Source organism: Cytobacillus sp. FSL M8-0252, from assembly GCF_038007345.1.
Classification (GTDB): Bacteria; Bacillota; Bacilli; order Bacillales; family Cytobacillaceae; genus Cytobacillus; species Cytobacillus kochii.
In genome coordinates this window covers 3,104,491-3,120,874 of sequence record NZ_JBBOWZ010000001.1, presented here as the reverse complement: position 1 = coordinate 3,120,874, position 16,384 = coordinate 3,104,491, and the positions used below count along the sequence as shown (strand labels likewise).

The window sequence follows — 16,384 nt, the reverse complement described above, 5'->3', positions numbered from 1 at the left end:
CAATAGTAAACGTAGGACAAAGGAATAGGCAATCACTTATCCTAATTTAATTTACTTTCAAAGGGGAGACAGTTATGAGATTACAAAATAAAGTAGCTATTATTACAGGGGCAGCATCTGGTATGGGCAAGGCTGAAGCCCTTCGTTTTGCTAGTGAAGGAGCGAAAGTAATTGTTGCTGACTTAAATATGGAAGGTGCTGAAGCAGTAGTAACAGAAATAAAGGAAAACAACGGGGAAGCTTTAGCGGTAAAAGTCAATGTAACAGAACAAGCTGATTTAGAAAATATGGTAAAAACAGCTATGGATAACTACAGTCAGATTGATGTTGTTATCAATAATGCTGGAATTTTTGATAAATACACGAACAGTTTAGAAACAACAGAGCAACAATGGGATTTAATATTTGATATTAACGTGAAAGCCATTTATAAAATTACAAACCTTGTATTACCAAATATGATAAAGCGCGGTGAAGGAACAATCGTCAATATTGCTTCCATTGCAGGTCTTGTTGCACAAATGGGTGGAGCCGCTTACACGGCGTCAAAACATGCGGTAGTCGGTTATACGAAGCATATTGCTGCAGTCTATGGTTCAAAAGGTATCAAAATTAATGCGATTGCACCGGGAACAATCCGTACGCCATTAACAGCAGATATGTTAAAAACACGTCCAACAAATAAAATACCGTTAGACCGTTTCGGTAATGACTATGAAGTGGCTGATCTAGCCGTATTTTTAGCATCAGATGAATCGAAATTTATGAACGGTGCAGTCGTACCAATTGATGGCGGCTACACAATCGTATAATTACTTTTTGAAGATAGTCATTAAGCAGTAAAGGCTTAATGGCTATCTTTCTTTAAAGATAAGAAATGAAGCGATTGTTCGAAAAAGGGGGATAAACATGTCAAAATCAAAGAAAGTACCAAATCGCTGGTTTATTTTCACTAGTGCCTGGATCATTATTTTTCTCGTCGCCTCTATTGCGATTTTTAGTGTTTTTTCGGAACCGATGACAAAATTACATGGATGGTCAAGTGCGGACTATAACTTAGCTTACTCATTGTACACTTTAATTTTTGCTATTGTTGCCATATTTGCCGGCATGATTACTGACCGCTATGGGGTCAAGTGGCTGATGTATATTGGTGGGTTACTCTTTGGGTTAGGATGGTTTTTAACTGCTTCAGTGACAACCATTCCAATGCTTTATGTAACCTTCAGCCTAATCGCTGGGAGTGGAGCGGGGATGATGTATAATTCGGCCTTAGTCACAGCCATGCGCTGGTTCCCTGATAAGGGTGGAAAGATTTCAGGGTTATTATTATCAAGTGCAGCAATTGGTCCATTTATATTGTCTCCGATTGCGGCGATGATTATTGAACGTTTCGGTGTGCTAGTATCATTTCGTATACTGGGGATCGTCTTTTTTATCGGTGTTTGGGCTGTGGGTTGGTTAATGTACACTGCACCAGCTAACTTCCGTCCTAAAGGCTGGAAATTACCATCGGAAAAAGAACAAAGTCAAAAGAAAAAGGCGGCAATCATCAATCTAAATTGGAAGGAAATGCTTGCTACGCCACTGTTTTATCTATTATTTTTAACTTTAGTGGCAGCGAGTACGGCAGGAACAATGATGGTATCTTCTGCTTCTGTAATCGCTCAAGACCAAGTTGGGTTAACAGCGACAGTTGGTGCAGTCATTGTCAGTATTAGCACATTATCGAACTTTGTTGGACGCTTAGCGTTTGGTGTTATTTATGATAAATTCGGTTCCTATATCGCTCTATTAATTAATTTAGTTATGACGATTGCAGCATTATTACTATTAACGATGGCGACATCACTTGTGTACTTCACCATTTGTATTATTATTCTCGGTTTTGCTTTTGGTGGTTTACTTGTTGTGTTTCCGCCTTTAACTAGTCAGTCATTTGGTCAAAAGAATTTCGGTATGAACTATGCAATCGTTTTTCTTGGCTATTCTGGGGGCGCTTTTGTAGGTCCACGTATCGCTTCCTACTTCAAGGAAACAACAGGAAGCTTTACGACTGCTTATATCGCAGCAGCAATCTTAACAGCTATCGGTATTGGGCTTGTAGGTTTAGTGTTATTTTTAAATAAAAAGAAAGAAAAGAAACAGCAAGCAATCATTGCGTAAGCATAAGTGCTTCCCACCTGAACCTTTTAAGAAAAGAAGTTCAGGTGGTTTTTTATTTTTTTAAACCATTGACAATTTATCTACTTAGTCATATTATGTAGTAGTACTTAGTTTTACTATATAGTTAATATCGTTTATGTTAAAGAACAAGTTGTTTATGTATACTACCTAGTATTACTACTTAGTTAAGAATGAAAGAGGGGTTTAACGAGTGAAAGGGTTAACAGAGTTATTGAAAGGTGTGTTAGAAGGAATTGTGCTTCAGAAAATAGGGCAGGGGGAGACCTATGGCTATGAAATCACACAGTATTTACAAAACATAGGCTTTGAAGATATTGCAGAAGGAACTGTGTACACTGTGTTGCTTAGACTTGAAAAGAAAGAGCTGTTACATGTTGAAAAAAGAAAATCGGAGCTTGGTCCACCAAGGAAGTTTTATACGTTAAATGATTCCGGAAAGTATGAGCTCGATAAGTTTTGGGAGAAATGGTTTTTTCTCTCTAGAAAATTAAATGACATAAAGGAGAATGATAGTAAATGAAAAACCTATTTGAAAAATTAATTGGCAGTAAAAAGCGGTATAACGATTATAAAGCTGAAAAAGAGCAGTTGCCACAAAGTTACAAGGACGCCCTTCATGCGTTAGAACAGTATATGTGGAATTTCGCCAAAGGAGAAAATTTTATGGAAGTGTTAGAAAATATGCTTCAATTATTTAAAGAAAGTTCAATTGAGCAACTTCCATTACAGGATATTATGGGTAATGATCCTGTTGAATTTGCAAATGCCATTATGGCGCAATATCCAGAGGAACTTTGGTTTATTAAAAGCCAAGAAAAGCTCAGATTGGAAATAGAAAGATTAAATAATAATTAGATAATGGCAGTTGGATGGTTGTCAAATGGTACCTAATGGACTGAAGCTGTTATTCAATCATTTTCGTTGTTATAATCATGATTAACATAGGAAGAAAGGGCGGTAAAGTTGAAGATAACAATTACACCAAGAGCCATAATGAAACTAACAGAAAAATTAAAAAATAAAGATGGTTATTTAAAATTAAAATATGATACTGAAGGTTGTGGCTGTGTTGTAAGCGGTGTAACTGCTTTGTGGCTTGTGAAAGAACTAGAGCCAGATGACAGCGAAGTACAAACAGATTTCATGTCTATTTATATCGAGCCTTCTAAGGAAGTCTTTTTATCAGAAGAGGTAACGATTGATTATAGTGATAAGGCAAGATGCTTTCAATTAAAAAATAATTATGAATACTTGAATCCACGTATGGCTTTTATGGATTATACGAAATGAGAAAGAGAAGAAACAGAAATCTTCTCTTTTTTTGTTGACTAATTTAGTAAACATATTTAAAATTTGTTTATATAAGGAGGGTAATATGGACTTTCAATCATTAACTGTCACTGAACTAAAGCAAGGATATCAATATCGATCACAAGAAGCTGTTTACGTATGTAATTATTGCCAACAGACTTTTGAAACAGGGCGGGTTTATCAATTTGCCGAAGAAATGTTTTTAGGAAAACAAGCAGTAGAGTGGCATATATCCGAAGAGCACGGAGGGAATTTTCTGCAGCTACTTTCAAACGAGAGTAAATATAATACGCTAACAGATAAACAAAAGCAGTTGTTAAGCGCCTTTCAATCGGGTAAAAAAGATGCCCAAATTGCAGAAGAGATGAATGTATCTCACTCAACGATTCGCCATCAAAAGTTTTCATTTCGTGAAAAGGCAAAGCAAGCAAAGCTATACTTAGCCATATATGAAAATGCGTTTCTAGGTCATCTTCAGGAAGAAATCATCCCTATTCATAACGGTGCGACTATGGTGGATGAACGCTACTTTATGACAATAGAAGAACGAGAGCAAATCATAAATGAAAATTTCGAGAGCCTCCATCCGCTCAAGTTAAAACGATTACCGAAAAAAGAGAAAAAGAAAATCGCGATTTTAAGTCGCATCATCAAAGAATTTGTTACTGGGCGCACATACGGAGAAGATGAAATAAAAGAAATACTAGTAGGCATATACGATGATTATGTCACTATAAGAAGGTATTTAATCGATTATGGATATATGAACAGGACGCCAGATGGCAAAGCCTATTGGGTAAATGATTAAGGAGGAATACTATTGAAACCCGATCGTAAGAAAGAATTAAAACAACAGTATAAAGAGATGAAAACCTATTATGGTGTGATTAGAATAAAAAACGAAAGCAATGGAAAAAAATTTATTGATGCTGTACCAAATGTGAAAAATCGTTGGCTTACTTCTAAAATGATCTTAAATGATGGTCGTCATATGAACAAAGAATTACAAGAAGATTGGCATAAATACGGTGAAGAAGTGTTTAGTTATGAAGTACTCTGGCAGAAGGATAAAAGTGAGATCAACGATATGAAGTTCGAACTGCAAAAAAAGAGAAAAGAATGGATTCTTAAAGAAGAGGCTTATGATGACAAAGGCTATCACCATAAACCCGAGGAATAATAGGTTAGAAAAGTTATGCTAGGCAAATTTGATTTTCTATGCCTTGGTTGAGGGCATCTATAAAGAGCTGTGTGCGCTAAAAAGAGAAATGAGCAACAAGTAAAAACAAAAGCTTCAGTCTAGTCAATGATAGAGGGTGGGAATTTGGTTAAAAATCAGCTTATGGTAGGCTATCGCTCAAATTTATGGGCAGGTGAATCTTCCACTTGAAAGGGGATTCCATTATCCGTAAAGAAAGAGTCGATGGCTGCTTCATAGGCTTCTTTATTTTCATTGTATGATTGAGCATGTGCGCCATTTTTAGCAATGAACAGTTTTTTGGGTTCATTTTTTTGTTCATACAGCATTTCCGTCATAACAGGTGGGATAAATGTATCATCTTTACTATGGATAAAAAGAACAGGCTTACTGATATAAGATACGACAGCGAGTGGTGACACGTCATGGATGGAATATTTGTCACGCAATCTAAGAAAAACGTTACTTATTGGCAAGATTACTTTAGGTGGTAATTTAAAGGTCGTACGCAAATGATGAGTAAGTTGACCAGATAAATCAGAAAAAGGACAATCAGCAATATAAAAATCAGCATCATCAGCAAGGCTCCCAGCGTATAAGAGCATTGTCGCTGCCCCCATTGATTCACCATGAATACCTAAGAGTACATCAGGACCTTTCTGCCTTTTGAGCCAATCTACCACAGCTTTAAGATCATATTTCTCATAATAGCCATAGCTCGTTGTCTTCCCGCCAGATTCACCATGTCTTCGGTGATCATAAATAACAACATTGAACCCGCGAGATAAAAACAAGTTCATATATTTTATAGAGTTCGTTTTATTCTCTGTCACCCCATGAGAAATGATGACGTATCTATTACTAGGATAAGGTGCAGCAACGACAACTTTAAGAGAGTATCCTAAAGGAGAATGGATAAAATGTTCTTCCTTTTCTAATTGATCATAGGCTGAGACATTTAATCTGCCAGCGATGCTTTCTCTTTCAACGATAACCGCGTTATCTTTTTTACGAATATACATTAATTTATTTGTGAAATAGGTGCCAATAGAGAGAATAACAGTTAGCAGTAATAAACTATAGCGCAGGATTCTTTTCATTTTTTCCCTCCATGGTGTTTTCCTTTATTTTACCATTTGGACAAAAGAAATATCCATCTTAAAACACCGGTTCGTGTCATAAGATGGACGGATTGTTTAAGCATTTAGTTGAAAATAACTACTTTCAATTGTCCTTGTCATATGTGGCTTAACGAGATGAATGGCTTCAACTAACTTTTGCAAGTCTATATTGGTTGAGATACCCATTCTCTCTAACATATATACCACATCTTCCGTAGCAGCGTTCCCAGCTGCACCTGGAGCGAAAGGGCAGCCGCCAAGCCCACCAGCAGAAGTATCAAAACGGTCGACACCAGCTTGAAGAGCAGCAAGGATGTTAGGAAGAGCTAATTTTCGTGTATCATGAAAATGAGCGGTAATGAGTGTTTTAGGAAAAGCATCTTTTAACTTTTTAAATACATCAAATGATTCATGCGGAGCCGCCATTCCGATGGTATCAGCAACACTTAACTCATCTGCTCCTGCATTGACAAAGGCTTGGCATAATTTTAATGTATCATTTACATCTACTTTTCCTTCGTACGGACAATAAAAAGCTGTGGAAATACAAGCACGTACAAAATATCCATTTCCTTTTAATTCTTTGATTATTGGCACAATTTCAGCGACACTTTCTTCGGTTGTTTTATTAATATTCTTTTTGTTGAACGTTTGACTAACACCAACAAAAGTAGCAACGGCCTGGCAATCAGTAGCATAAACACGATCAATCCCTTTTCGGTTGGGAGCAAGCACCATATCTCGCGTATGTGATGTGAGGGTATCAGCAACAATTTCAGCTGCATCACTCATTTGCGGTACCCATTTTGGCGAAACAAATGAGGTAAGTTCCATTTCTTTTACACCAGCACTTTTTAATTTTTGAATAAATTGTTTTTTGATATCTGTTGGAACGAAGTTTTTTTCATTCTGTAGTCCATCTCTCGGGCCCACTTCAATAATCGTCACTTCTTTTGGCAGTGTAAACATTATATTCCTCCTTTTATAGAAAGCGTTTACTTTATTGTAGTGGTTTAATATTCAGAAATGCAAGAATTAAGTAAAGTGTGGCATAATAGAGAGGTAGATTCATAACAAGGTAACCATGGAGGGGAAAAACAGTATGGAACGAGCAGAAGTCGTTATTGTAAGCGCTACAAGAACAGCGTTAGGAACATTTAATGGGAGTTTAAAAGGGGTATCAGCGATAGATCTAGGAGCAGTAGTTATTAAGGAAGCATTAAAAAAAGCAGGGGTAGAAGCATCGGCAGTTGACGAAATTATTATGGGGAATGTGCTGCAAGCAGGATTAGGCCAAAACCCAGCAAGACAAGCAGCTATAAAAGCAGGTGTACCTGAAAGTGTTTCTTCAATGACTATTAATAAAGTGTGTGGCTCTGGCTTGAAAGCCGTTCATTTAGCAACGCAAGCAATTGTCGCTGGAGATGCAGACATTATTGTCGCTGGTGGCATGGAAAATATGAGCCAAGCACCTTATATTCTAAAAGGTGCACGTGATGGGTTTAAAATGGGTAATACTACTTTATATGACTCCCTTATTGATGATGGGCTAACATGTGCATTTAATCAGTATCATATGGGTGTAACTGCTGAAAACTTATGTGATAAATATGAGATTTCTAGAGCGGAACAAGATCAATTTGCGGCTGAGAGCCAAGAGAAAGCAACGCAAGCAATCGAATCTGGTCGCTTTAAAGATGAAATCGTTCCGGTAGAGATTCCGCAGCGAAAAGGAGAGCCAATCATTTTTGATCAAGATGAACATCCAAAAGCAGGTACAACGGCAGAAAAATTAGGTAAACTCCGCCCAGCATTTAGAAAAGAAGGAAGTGTGACAGCAGGCAATGCATCTGGTATCAATGATGGTGCAGCGGCAGTGGTAGTAATGAGTAAACAAAAAGCGGAAGAGTTAGGAATTAAGCCACTTGTTACAATTAAAGGAAATGGGAATGCTGGTGTTGACCCAAGTATTATGGGAATTGGTCCAGTAGAAGCGGTGAAGAAAGCATTAACGAAAGCAAATACTACATTGGAAGAATTAGAGTTAATTGAAGCAAACGAAGCTTTTGCGGCCCAGTCCCTAGCGGTTGATCGTGAATTGAACTTTAAGAAAGACATCTTAAATGTAAACGGTGGCGCAATTGCTCTAGGGCACCCAATTGGTGCAAGTGGCGCACGAATTTTAGTTACTCTCATCCATGAAATGCAAAAACGCCAAGCGAAGAAAGGTTTAGCAACATTGTGTATTGGTGGCGGCCAAGGTGTGGCAACTGTAATAGAGCTTGCAGAATAATTTATGGTGAGAGGGTTCTATGCTATAATAACCATACATTCTATACAAAAGAATGAGGGGGTAGGACACCAGTCATGAAGCAGAGAAAACAGCGAGCACAATCAAAGAAAATAAGTGAAGATAAGCCGCTTACTTTAGGAGATATGTTAAATCCTGAGCTTGTCAGAGGGTTGCAAGTGAAGAAGAATGAGCTAAAAAAAGCGGAAGAAATAAAGTTTGAGGTAGAATCACGTAGAAAAGCAGAAGAGCGTAAATTACGTGAGAAAAATAAAAGCTTTGAAGAGCTTTTAGGCGAAAGTAACTTAAATTGGAAAGAATTTAAATAATAGATTACGAGAAAAGATGACGTATCCAAAGGTACGTCATCCTTTTTGATTTAAGTAAGTGTTAACGATGTGCCTCGTACTTATTCATTTTAGCTAATTGTTCCATGAAAGTTAATTCTGACTTAGATAATGGCTCTGCACGAACGGCGGCAACATTCTCTTTAACCTGCTCCATAGAAGAGGCACCGGCAATAATAGAAGTAACCCCTTTATGTGCCAAGTTATATTGTATAGCCGCTTCTTGTAGATGGCGTGTTTCAGTAAACTTTGCTTTAAGCTCAGTCAGAAGAGCGCGCAATTCAGTTTCACTATAATCTAAATATCCTTGTTCCGATAGTTTATCAATCCAGTTTTCACTTAATAAACCTTTAGCGAGTGGACCTCTCGTAACGACACTAATGTTATTTTCAGCTAATAGTGGTAAAACTTCTTCCTCTGGACGACGATCAAGTAAACTATATTGCATCATTACTGAATCAATAGAGGCATGCTTAACATATTCGCGAATCACATTAGGACGAATGGAGGAGATACCATATGCCTTAATAAAACCTTCTTGTTTAAGCTCTTCAAACGCGTCAATTGTTTCTAGTATATTATCTTCTAGCGTCCCGCCATGCAATTGATATAAGTCAATATATTCTACACTTAATCGTTTCAAGCTTTGTTTTACGGCTTCTTTTATATAAGCTTTTGACGGATCCCAGCGCCAGCCTTCTTTTCCTTCAGTCCACCGATTACCTACTTTTGTGGCAATAACGACATCCTCTCGTACGCGTTTTAACGCTTCTCCAACTAGCTGTTCATTCAAACCAAAGTCGTATAAGTCGGCTGTATCAAAATAATTAATACCTTCTTCTAGTGCTGTTTCAATAATCGCTTGTGCCTTTCGTTTATCTGTTCCAAGTGACATACAACCAAGACCAAGTGGAGTAACCATTAATGGTGATTTACCTAACTGTACTTTTTTCATTTGTGAACCTCCGCTCTCCTCTGAGTATTTTTTATCTATTTTACCGATACTGAGAGAGGTTAAACAAATCTTTTGATTCATTGCATGGAGAATTTATGAGTCACGTTCGCTATTCTTGGGCTCCTTGTAATAATCATCATTTGTTGTTCCATCTATCCATTCTCTAACATAAGTAAATGACTTCTGATAAACCTTTAGTTTTTCTTTAATTTCCCATGCCTTACCAACAAAGGTAATACCCTTTTCATGAACGTAAATTTTCATCAAGAGCTCTCCTAAACATAAGTATGTTAAAATGTATGAGCAGAATAATCGGATAGAACAGGAGTGACGAGAGAAAATGAGTCGCCTAGAAGAAAAAACGTTAAAAACGGAAAAAATCTTTGACGGTAGGATTATTCGACTCCAAGTAGAGGAAGTTGAACTACCGAACGGACAATTGTCGAAAAGAGAAGTAGTCAAGCACCCAGGTGCAGTAGCAATATTAGCACTAACAGATGAAGGAAAAATGGTTATGGTTGAACAATACCGTAAAGCACTTGAGAAGACGATAATTGAAATACCAGCAGGTAAATTAGAAGGAAACGAAGATCCCCTACAATGTGCAAAAAGAGAATTAGAAGAAGAAACAGGGTATGGGTGTGATGAGATAGAGTGGCTTATTTCTTTTTATACCTCTCCTGGTTTTGCTGATGAAATTGTTCATTTGTATATGGCAAAAGGTTTACATGTGATAGAAAATTCGGCCAATCTTGATGAAGATGAATTTGTTAATCTGAAAGAAGTCACTGTTCAAGAAGCTGTCCAATTAATAGGAGAGCAAAAAATCTATGATGCGAAAACCGCTTATGCAGTTCAATATATGCAACTAAAAGAAGCATTGCAGGAAAAATGAAATCTTATTATGCAGATTTGCATATTCATATTGGGAGAACCGCTACTGGAAAGCCGGTTAAAATCACAGGTTCAAAAAACTTGACTTTTACAAACATTATTCATCATGCAAAAAATCAAAAAGGGTTAGACATCATTGGGATTATCGATTGTCATTCTCCAGAAGTGATAAATGAAATAGAGGCTTTACTTCAGGAGGGTGAGTTACAAGAACATGAGGATGGCGGATTATTATTTGATGATATGATGATTATTCTTGGTTCAGAGCTCGAGATTTATGATCAATATTGTCATGGGCCCATCCATGTTCTATCGTTTTTCCCAACACTTAGCCACATGAAAGATTTTTCAAACTGGTTGTCAGTTTTAATGAAGAATATTCAACTGAGTTCACAGCGTGTTTATATAGAAGGACGTATGCTTCAACAAAAGGTAAAGGAATTAGAAGGTTTGTTTATTCCTGCCCATGTGTTTACACCTTTTAAAAGCTTATATGGAAAGGGCGTAAAGCATTCACTTAAGGAAGTATTTGACCCTCATTCGATTGATGCAATTGAATTAGGATTGAGCGCTAATACAGAAATGGCCGACAGGATAGCTGAGTTACATGACTATCCATTTATAACAAACTCTGATGCGCATTCATTAGCGAAAATTGCAAGAGAATACCAAAAAATCTCCCTCCAAGAATTAAGTTTTAAGGAGTTAACTATGGCACTGCAACAAATGGATGGAAGAGCAGTTGAAGCTAATTATGGATTAGATCCGCTTCTGGGTAAATATCATGAGACGGTCTGTGTTCAATGTGGTGTGGCCCAGCCACAAGGGACAGTACTATGCAGTAACTGTGCTAGTAAGAAAATCATTAAAGGGGTAAAAAATCGTATTCAAGAGTTAGCAAATGTAACTTCAATGGCTCAAGGGAGGAAACGACCACCCTATATCCATCAAATCCCTTTAGAGTTTATTCCCGGAATCGGGGTAAAGACATTAGAAAAGCTACTTCTTCATTATGGCACAGAAATGGCCATCATCCATGATGTTCCTCTTGCCTCATTGCAACAAGTCATACCTGAACAAGCAGCGCTTCTGATTGAGCAGGCGAGATCAGGGAGCTTACAATTTGACGTAGGTGGCGGAGGAAGATATGGTAGAATTCGCATTGATTAAATACTAGACTTGACAGACTACCCATGTCGAGGATAAGATACAGTGGTATAAATAATTGAATGCCAAAACCGGTACGGATTTGTGGACTTTTTAAGAGTAGACACTCTTTTTTCGCCACACATTGATGCAAGTAGCATCGATGTGTGGCTTTTTGTATTTTAAAAAAATGCTCTTATCTTTATTAAAACGATATTTGTCAACCGGTAGATTGAGGAGGAAATACGGATGAAACAATCAATGTATCCTTTAGCAGTCCTTATCGGAGGTGCTTGCTTTGGTGTATTATCAACCTTTGTCAAGCTTGCCTACGGTGAGGGGTTCGAACTTGCTGAAGTTTCTGGAAGCCAATTTTTAGCTGGGACGTTACTGATTTGGCTTATATTCTTGTTTACAAAAAAACAGAAGATAAGCTTCAAGCGTTTTAGCTTTCTCGTATTATGTGGTGTGCCAACTGGTTTAACGGGAATATTTTATTATCAATCCTTACAGTCTTTAAATGCGTCGTTAGCCATCATTTTCTTATTTCAGTTTGTTTGGATTGGTACGGCTATTGAGTTTATTGTTGATAGAAAAAAACCAGGAATGAAAAAATTACGTGCGATTTTGCTGTTACTTATTGGCTCTTTCTTGGCAACAGGTATTTTGTCACAAGGATTTAATGACTTTTCTCTAGTTGGTGCAGGATGGGGTATGCTTGCGGCATTATCCTTCTCCATCTTCGCCTATATTAGTAGCACGGTAGGGAAAGAAGTACCGCCGATCCAAAGAAGCGCTGTCTTTGCCATTGGTGGATTACTCATTACTTTTGTCATCTTCCCGCCAGTTTTCTTAGCTGATGCAGCAACTGTAACGGCACTTATGCCGTACGGATTGTTTTTAGGTCTTTTTGGTGTCACTTTACCACCATTGTTATTTGCAATCGGAATGCCTCATGTGGGTGCTGGGTTAGGTACAATATTGACATCGTCAGAATTACCAGTTGCTTTACTAATGTCTGTACTGGTTTTACAGGAAGAACTTGTCCCGCTTCAGTGGTTAGGGGTTTGTATTATCATTTTAGGGATTATTTATGGTAATGTGGCTCATAAAACAAAAAAGGACCACGACCTCATTCAGTCGTCAAAGGCGAGTTAATTAATCGGGGATATGTTTATTTTTTTCTTGAGATGGTGGGGGCTTTGTTTAAGATTTTGACAAGGCCCTCACCTTTTTGTATGAGGATATCAATTAGTCATCAACTTTTACTTTTGCATACACACATGTACTTCTTAGGGATATGTTATCGGTTGCTAAGCTATCGTTACGCAATATGCCCTCTAATGGGAAACCGAGACGTTCCGCTATTCGCCGATTATCTATATTTTTTTCATCACAGCGGATTTCAACTCTATTCGCTTTGAAATGCTCAAAACAGAAAGCTGTCAAAGCTTCTGCAGCTTCTGTTATATAGCCATTCTTAATTTGGCGGCTATCACACCAATAACCAATTTCAAATTTTTTAATATCCCAATTTATCCGGTGAAGGCCGATTGAGCCAACAAAAAGATGATTCTCCTTCAGATAGATATGTAGACGGAAATCGCTTCGGTTAATAAATTCGGCAAAAGATGCGCGTATTCCAGCTTCTACTTCTTCAACAGTCTCTTCTTTTACAGCAAAAGGCAACCACTTTTTTAGAGAATCTCGCGACACTGCAATGGCTTCATGCACTATCTTGCCGTCACCAGGCAAACATGGTCTAAAATACAAACGTGTTGTTTCTATTTTCTCTGGAAAATCTACTAAGATGGGATTCATTCTTTATTCTCCTTTTTAATTTAATAGCGCCTATCGCCGGTCTATCATACCCTTTTACATATAGTAAATGTAACTTTCTTAAAGTGTAAATAAATAACATCTTATTGACAATAAAAATTTTAATAGATTAGTTATATTATTTCGTATCTTTCTGTCATGATCTCAGCAAGTCTAGCATACATTCTAGTAAGTGAAATCATTTTCAGGAGGAAGAGCAATGATAAAAAAAATGTACCAGAACGTCGTAGCAAATCATTTCCGTGAGCATTCCTCAATCTACTTGTTTGTTATTATATTGTTTTTGATGGGTGTCATATTTGGAGCGGTGGTCGTAAACAGTTTAAGTTTGACGCAAAAAGAGGATTTATTTCAATACTTGACTCAGTTTTTTGGTCATGTTTCAAATGAAGAAATGGCGACACCGGCTAACATATTTGAACAAAGCTTACTTCATAATGGTAAATATATAGGCGTGATATGGCTATTGGGGATATCTATTATTGGATTACCGCTTATTTTAGTTTTATTATTTGTGAAAGGGATGGTCGTTGGTTTTACTGTCGGTTTTTTAGTAAGTCAATTAAAGTGGCATGGGTTTTTACTATCTTTTGTGTCCATTTTGCCACAAAATATGATTATCATTCCAATTTTTATTATTACATCTACTTTTGCGATTTCATTTTCAATGAAGATGATTCGTCGGTTGTTTATGAAGAAAGTAAATAATCCATTTATGCCGTTGCTAGGTAAATACTTAATTTCTTTCCTTATTGCCATTATTATATTAGCTGGTGCATCAGCTATTGAGGCGTATATTTCACCGGTGTTAATGAAGTCAGTCATTGATTCAGTCCTCTAAACTCATCGATTGCTTATATAAGATTTGAATGCTATAATTCTTTTATCATATGAGTTTAGTAATAATGACTACTTGGATAAATTATCATGTACAGAGCCTACGTTAGGTTCTGTACTTTTATGTTGTTTTAGCTATTATAACAATTCTAATATAAGAGTTATTATAAAGGTCTCTTTATAATGATTTTAGTTTGATTCTATACATCTATCTGTTATAATGAGAATGTTAGTGGTGAGGGAGGGACTTTCGGTATGGAAAGCAGAATTGACAGAATCAAAAAACAGTTGCATTCATCCAGTTATAAGCTAACACCACAACGTGAAGCCACGGTTCGCGTTTTGTTAGAACATGAAGAGGACCATTTGAGTGCGGAAGATGTATACCTCCTTGTTAAAGAAAAGTCGCCAGAAATCGGTTTAGCAACTGTTTATCGAACACTTGAATTACTAACTGAATTAAAAATTGTTGATAAAATTAATTTTGGTGATGGCGTTTCCCGATATGACTTACGTCAAGAAGGTGCTGCTCACTTCCATCATCATCTTGTATGCATAGAATGCGGTGCAGTAGATGAAATTCAAGAAGATCTACTAGAAGATGTGGAAGAAGTTGTTGAGAAGCGTTGGCATTTCAAAATAAAAGACCATCGTCTTACTTTTCATGGCATCTGCTATCGATGTCAAGATAAAAAAAATGATGAAGAGCCAGAAGCATAAGGCAAAACCCTTTTCTAATTTCATTGGAAAGGGTTTTCTTATTTTTCTCTAATTCTGCCTCAAGCTGCGAACGAAATTAAGGTTTTTGTTCGATAGAAGCTCACAGAACTTAAATGATTCCTCGTTGGAAACAGGTATAAATCTTGTCCAAAATGGCATACCCTCTAATAAGACGTTTTATTTGGGGGAGAAATGATGAGTGCATGGATCAAACTAGTCTATCAAACCATTAAGGTTTTTGTTCTTTTTACAGGAAGCACAATTCTTTTTTATTATGGTATTATGTGGTTAAATGAAGAGTATCAGGATTATCATCGTTATGATGAACCGAGTGGGGCAGCCGTGAAGGTAGCAGCAAGTGCGAATGCAACGGACTCTTCTTGGTTGGATCGGTTGATTCTGTTTTATTTAAATGGGGAGTAATGATTTTATGAATGATCATCTGCAGGATTTTATCCACTATTTAATGATTGAAAAAGGGCTAGCCAGAAATACGATAATGTCATATGAAAGAGACTTAAGAAGTTATATATTGTTTATTGAGAAGAAGATGATGAAGCAATCGATGAATGAGATTGAACGTGTTCATATTGTTCAGTTTCTAGCTCAGCTTAAGGATGATGGTAAGTCTGCTAAAACAATTGCAAGGCATATAGCGTCTATTCGTTCCTTTCACCAATTTGCACTTCGTGAAAAAATAGCAGATCACGATCCTTCTATTCATATTGAAACACCGCAAGCTGAAAAATCTTTGCCAAAGGTTTTAAATATGAAGGAAGTTGAGAGATTGCTAGACCTCCCGAACAATGGCAGCCGCTTTTATTTAAGGGACAAAGCCATGCTAGAAGTACTCTATGCAACAGGAATCCGCGTCAGTGAATTAATCCATTTAACAATAAATGATGTTCATCTAACCATGGGTTTTTTAAGATGTATTGGTAAGGGAAATAAGGAAAGAATCATTCCATTAGGAAAAACAGCACAAGCAGCTATTCAAGATTATTTAGATAAGGGTAGACAACAGTTGTTATCACCAAAACACCCGACAGAATACTTATTTTTAAATCATCACGGTAAAGGGTTATCACGGCAAGGGTTTTGGAAAAACTTAAAAAAAACAGCACAAGTAGCTGGTATTCAAAAAGAGTTAACGCCTCATACTTTAAGGCATTCATTTGCCACCCATTTACTTGAAAATGGAGCAGATTTAAGAGCTGTACAAGAAATGCTTGGCCATGCAGATATTTCTACGACACAAATATATACACATGTGTCAAAAACGAGATTAAAAGATGTATATAAACAATTCCATCCGAGGGCTTAACAGGAAATATGTAGAAAAACAGTGAAAAGTGATATAAAAGACTGTTTTTCTTTTTTTATTTTCAGTACAATATAGATGTCAGACTTCTGACGAAAGAAATCTTTCTTAAAGGTGAAGTATATTCATGACATTCCTCTTTGTTAGGTTCTAGACGTTTTACACTATCCTTCGCTGTTGATGAAAGCCTTTTTGGGGTATGATAAGTAAGGATTTCT

General features: G+C 36.9%; 21 protein-coding genes. 16 read left to right on the top strand and 5 right to left on the bottom strand.

The features are described 5' to 3' along the window. Positions 1–74 precede the first annotated feature (74 nt). From MKX83_RS15690 to MKX83_RS15660, 7 genes are all read left to right on the top strand, one after another. A complete protein-coding gene (locus MKX83_RS15690) occupies positions 75–812 on the top strand; it encodes an SDR family NAD(P)-dependent oxidoreductase (protein ID WP_341056216.1) in 738 nt (245 codons plus the stop codon). A gap of 97 nt (positions 813–909) precedes the next feature. Continuing rightward, positions 910–2,166: an L-lactate MFS transporter gene (locus MKX83_RS15685; RefSeq protein WP_341056214.1), complete on the top strand. Its 1,257-nt coding sequence runs from the start codon at positions 910–912 to the stop codon at positions 2,164–2,166. A 211-nt stretch (positions 2,167–2,377) separates the two neighbouring features. Continuing rightward, entirely contained in the window at positions 2,378–2,707 is a 330-nt protein-coding gene (locus MKX83_RS15680; protein WP_095372674.1) for a PadR family transcriptional regulator, read from the top strand. Then, entirely contained in the window at positions 2,704–3,042 is a 339-nt protein-coding gene (locus tag MKX83_RS15675; protein WP_307312973.1) for a DUF1048 domain-containing protein, read from the top strand. The genes MKX83_RS15680 and MKX83_RS15675 overlap by 4 nt, the downstream gene beginning before the upstream one ends. 108 nt (positions 3,043–3,150) lie before the next feature. After that, on the top strand, positions 3,151–3,477 hold the full coding sequence (locus tag MKX83_RS15670) for an iron-sulfur cluster biosynthesis family protein (RefSeq protein ID WP_095372676.1): 327 nt from the start codon (positions 3,151–3,153) through the stop codon (positions 3,475–3,477). An 85-nt stretch (positions 3,478–3,562) separates the two neighbouring features. Next, a complete protein-coding gene (locus MKX83_RS15665; RefSeq protein WP_095372677.1) occupies positions 3,563–4,306 on the top strand; it encodes a DUF2087 domain-containing protein in 744 nt (247 codons plus the stop codon). A gap of 12 nt (positions 4,307–4,318) precedes the next feature. Further along, entirely contained in the window at positions 4,319–4,678 is a 360-nt protein-coding gene (locus MKX83_RS15660) for a GIY-YIG nuclease family protein (protein ID WP_322909571.1), read from the top strand. A gap of 170 nt (positions 4,679–4,848) precedes the next feature. Here the strand turns inward: MKX83_RS15660 and MKX83_RS15655 are convergent, their stop codons facing one another. Together MKX83_RS15655 and MKX83_RS15650 are read right to left on the bottom strand one after the other, a co-directional pair. After that, positions 4,849–5,796 (bottom strand): alpha/beta hydrolase, encoded by a 948-nt coding sequence (locus MKX83_RS15655; protein WP_095372678.1) that lies wholly within the window; start codon positions 5,794–5,796, stop codon positions 4,849–4,851. 96 nt (positions 5,797–5,892) lie between these two features. Next, complete coding sequence (locus tag MKX83_RS15650; protein WP_445293165.1) at positions 5,893–6,786, bottom strand: hydroxymethylglutaryl-CoA lyase; 894 nt, start codon at positions 6,784–6,786, stop codon at positions 5,893–5,895. A gap of 133 nt (positions 6,787–6,919) precedes the next feature. Here MKX83_RS15650 and MKX83_RS15645 point away from each other — a divergent pair, with 133 nt between their 5' ends. Together MKX83_RS15645 and MKX83_RS15640 are read left to right on the top strand one after the other, a co-directional pair. Beyond that, the gene (locus MKX83_RS15645; RefSeq protein ID WP_095372680.1) at positions 6,920–8,110 is read left to right on the top strand and encodes an acetyl-CoA C-acetyltransferase; all 1,191 of its coding nucleotides are present in this window, start codon (positions 6,920–6,922) and stop codon (positions 8,108–8,110) included. A 74-nt stretch (positions 8,111–8,184) separates the two neighbouring features. Further along, positions 8,185–8,436 carry a YqkE family protein gene (locus tag MKX83_RS15640; protein WP_341056209.1) on the top strand — a complete coding sequence of 84 codons (252 nt, stop codon included), beginning with the start codon at positions 8,185–8,187 and terminating at the stop codon, positions 8,434–8,436. A gap of 61 nt (positions 8,437–8,497) precedes the next feature. On the opposite strand, the gene MKX83_RS15635 is transcribed toward MKX83_RS15640, so the two are convergent. Both MKX83_RS15635 and mciZ read right to left on the bottom strand, forming a co-directional pair. After that, positions 8,498–9,409, bottom strand: a complete 912-nt coding sequence (locus tag MKX83_RS15635; protein ID WP_095372682.1) for an aldo/keto reductase — start codon at positions 9,407–9,409, stop codon at positions 8,498–8,500. 93 nt (positions 9,410–9,502) lie between these two features. Then, the gene (mciZ, locus tag MKX83_RS15630; RefSeq protein ID WP_307312985.1) at positions 9,503–9,673 is read right to left on the bottom strand and encodes a Z-ring formation inhibitor MciZ; all 171 of its coding nucleotides are present in this window, start codon (positions 9,671–9,673) and stop codon (positions 9,503–9,505) included. Between the two features lie 76 nt (positions 9,674–9,749). Between mciZ and MKX83_RS15625 the strand changes: the two genes are divergently transcribed. The 3 genes from MKX83_RS15625 (at position 9,750) to MKX83_RS15615 (ending at position 12,607) form a co-directional block, all read left to right on the top strand. Beyond that, positions 9,750–10,304, top strand: coding sequence for an NUDIX hydrolase (locus tag MKX83_RS15625; protein WP_095372684.1), 555 nt, complete (start codon positions 9,750–9,752; stop codon positions 10,302–10,304). Continuing rightward, on the top strand, positions 10,301–11,473 hold the full coding sequence (locus MKX83_RS15620; RefSeq protein WP_341051559.1) for an endonuclease Q family protein: 1,173 nt from the start codon (positions 10,301–10,303) through the stop codon (positions 11,471–11,473). The genes MKX83_RS15625 and MKX83_RS15620 overlap by 4 nt, the downstream gene beginning before the upstream one ends. 225 nt (positions 11,474–11,698) lie before the next feature. Beyond that, a complete protein-coding gene (locus MKX83_RS15615; RefSeq protein ID WP_307312989.1) occupies positions 11,699–12,607 on the top strand; it encodes an EamA family transporter in 909 nt (302 codons plus the stop codon). Positions 12,608–12,700: 93 nt separating this feature from the next. Here the strand turns inward: MKX83_RS15615 and MKX83_RS15610 are convergent, their stop codons facing one another. Further along, the gene (locus tag MKX83_RS15610) at positions 12,701–13,270 is read right to left on the bottom strand and encodes a GNAT family N-acetyltransferase (RefSeq protein ID WP_341056205.1); all 570 of its coding nucleotides are present in this window, start codon (positions 13,268–13,270) and stop codon (positions 12,701–12,703) included. 217 nt (positions 13,271–13,487) lie between these two features. On the opposite strand from MKX83_RS15610, the gene spoIIM reads away from it, so the two are divergent. From spoIIM to xerD, 4 genes are all read left to right on the top strand, one after another. After that, complete coding sequence (gene spoIIM, locus MKX83_RS15605) at positions 13,488–14,129, top strand: stage II sporulation protein M (RefSeq protein WP_307312990.1); 642 nt, start codon at positions 13,488–13,490, stop codon at positions 14,127–14,129. 251 nt (positions 14,130–14,380) lie between these two features. After that, the gene (gene fur, locus MKX83_RS15600; protein ID WP_224936064.1) at positions 14,381–14,845 is read left to right on the top strand and encodes a ferric iron uptake transcriptional regulator; all 465 of its coding nucleotides are present in this window, start codon (positions 14,381–14,383) and stop codon (positions 14,843–14,845) included. 195 nt (positions 14,846–15,040) lie between these two features. Beyond that, on the top strand, positions 15,041–15,268 hold the full coding sequence (locus MKX83_RS15595) for a YqzK family protein (RefSeq protein ID WP_095372690.1): 228 nt from the start codon (positions 15,041–15,043) through the stop codon (positions 15,266–15,268). A gap of 7 nt (positions 15,269–15,275) precedes the next feature. Then, positions 15,276–16,169: a site-specific tyrosine recombinase XerD gene (gene xerD / locus MKX83_RS15590; protein ID WP_095372691.1), complete on the top strand. Its 894-nt coding sequence runs from the start codon at positions 15,276–15,278 to the stop codon at positions 16,167–16,169. Positions 16,170–16,384 lie beyond the last annotated feature (215 nt).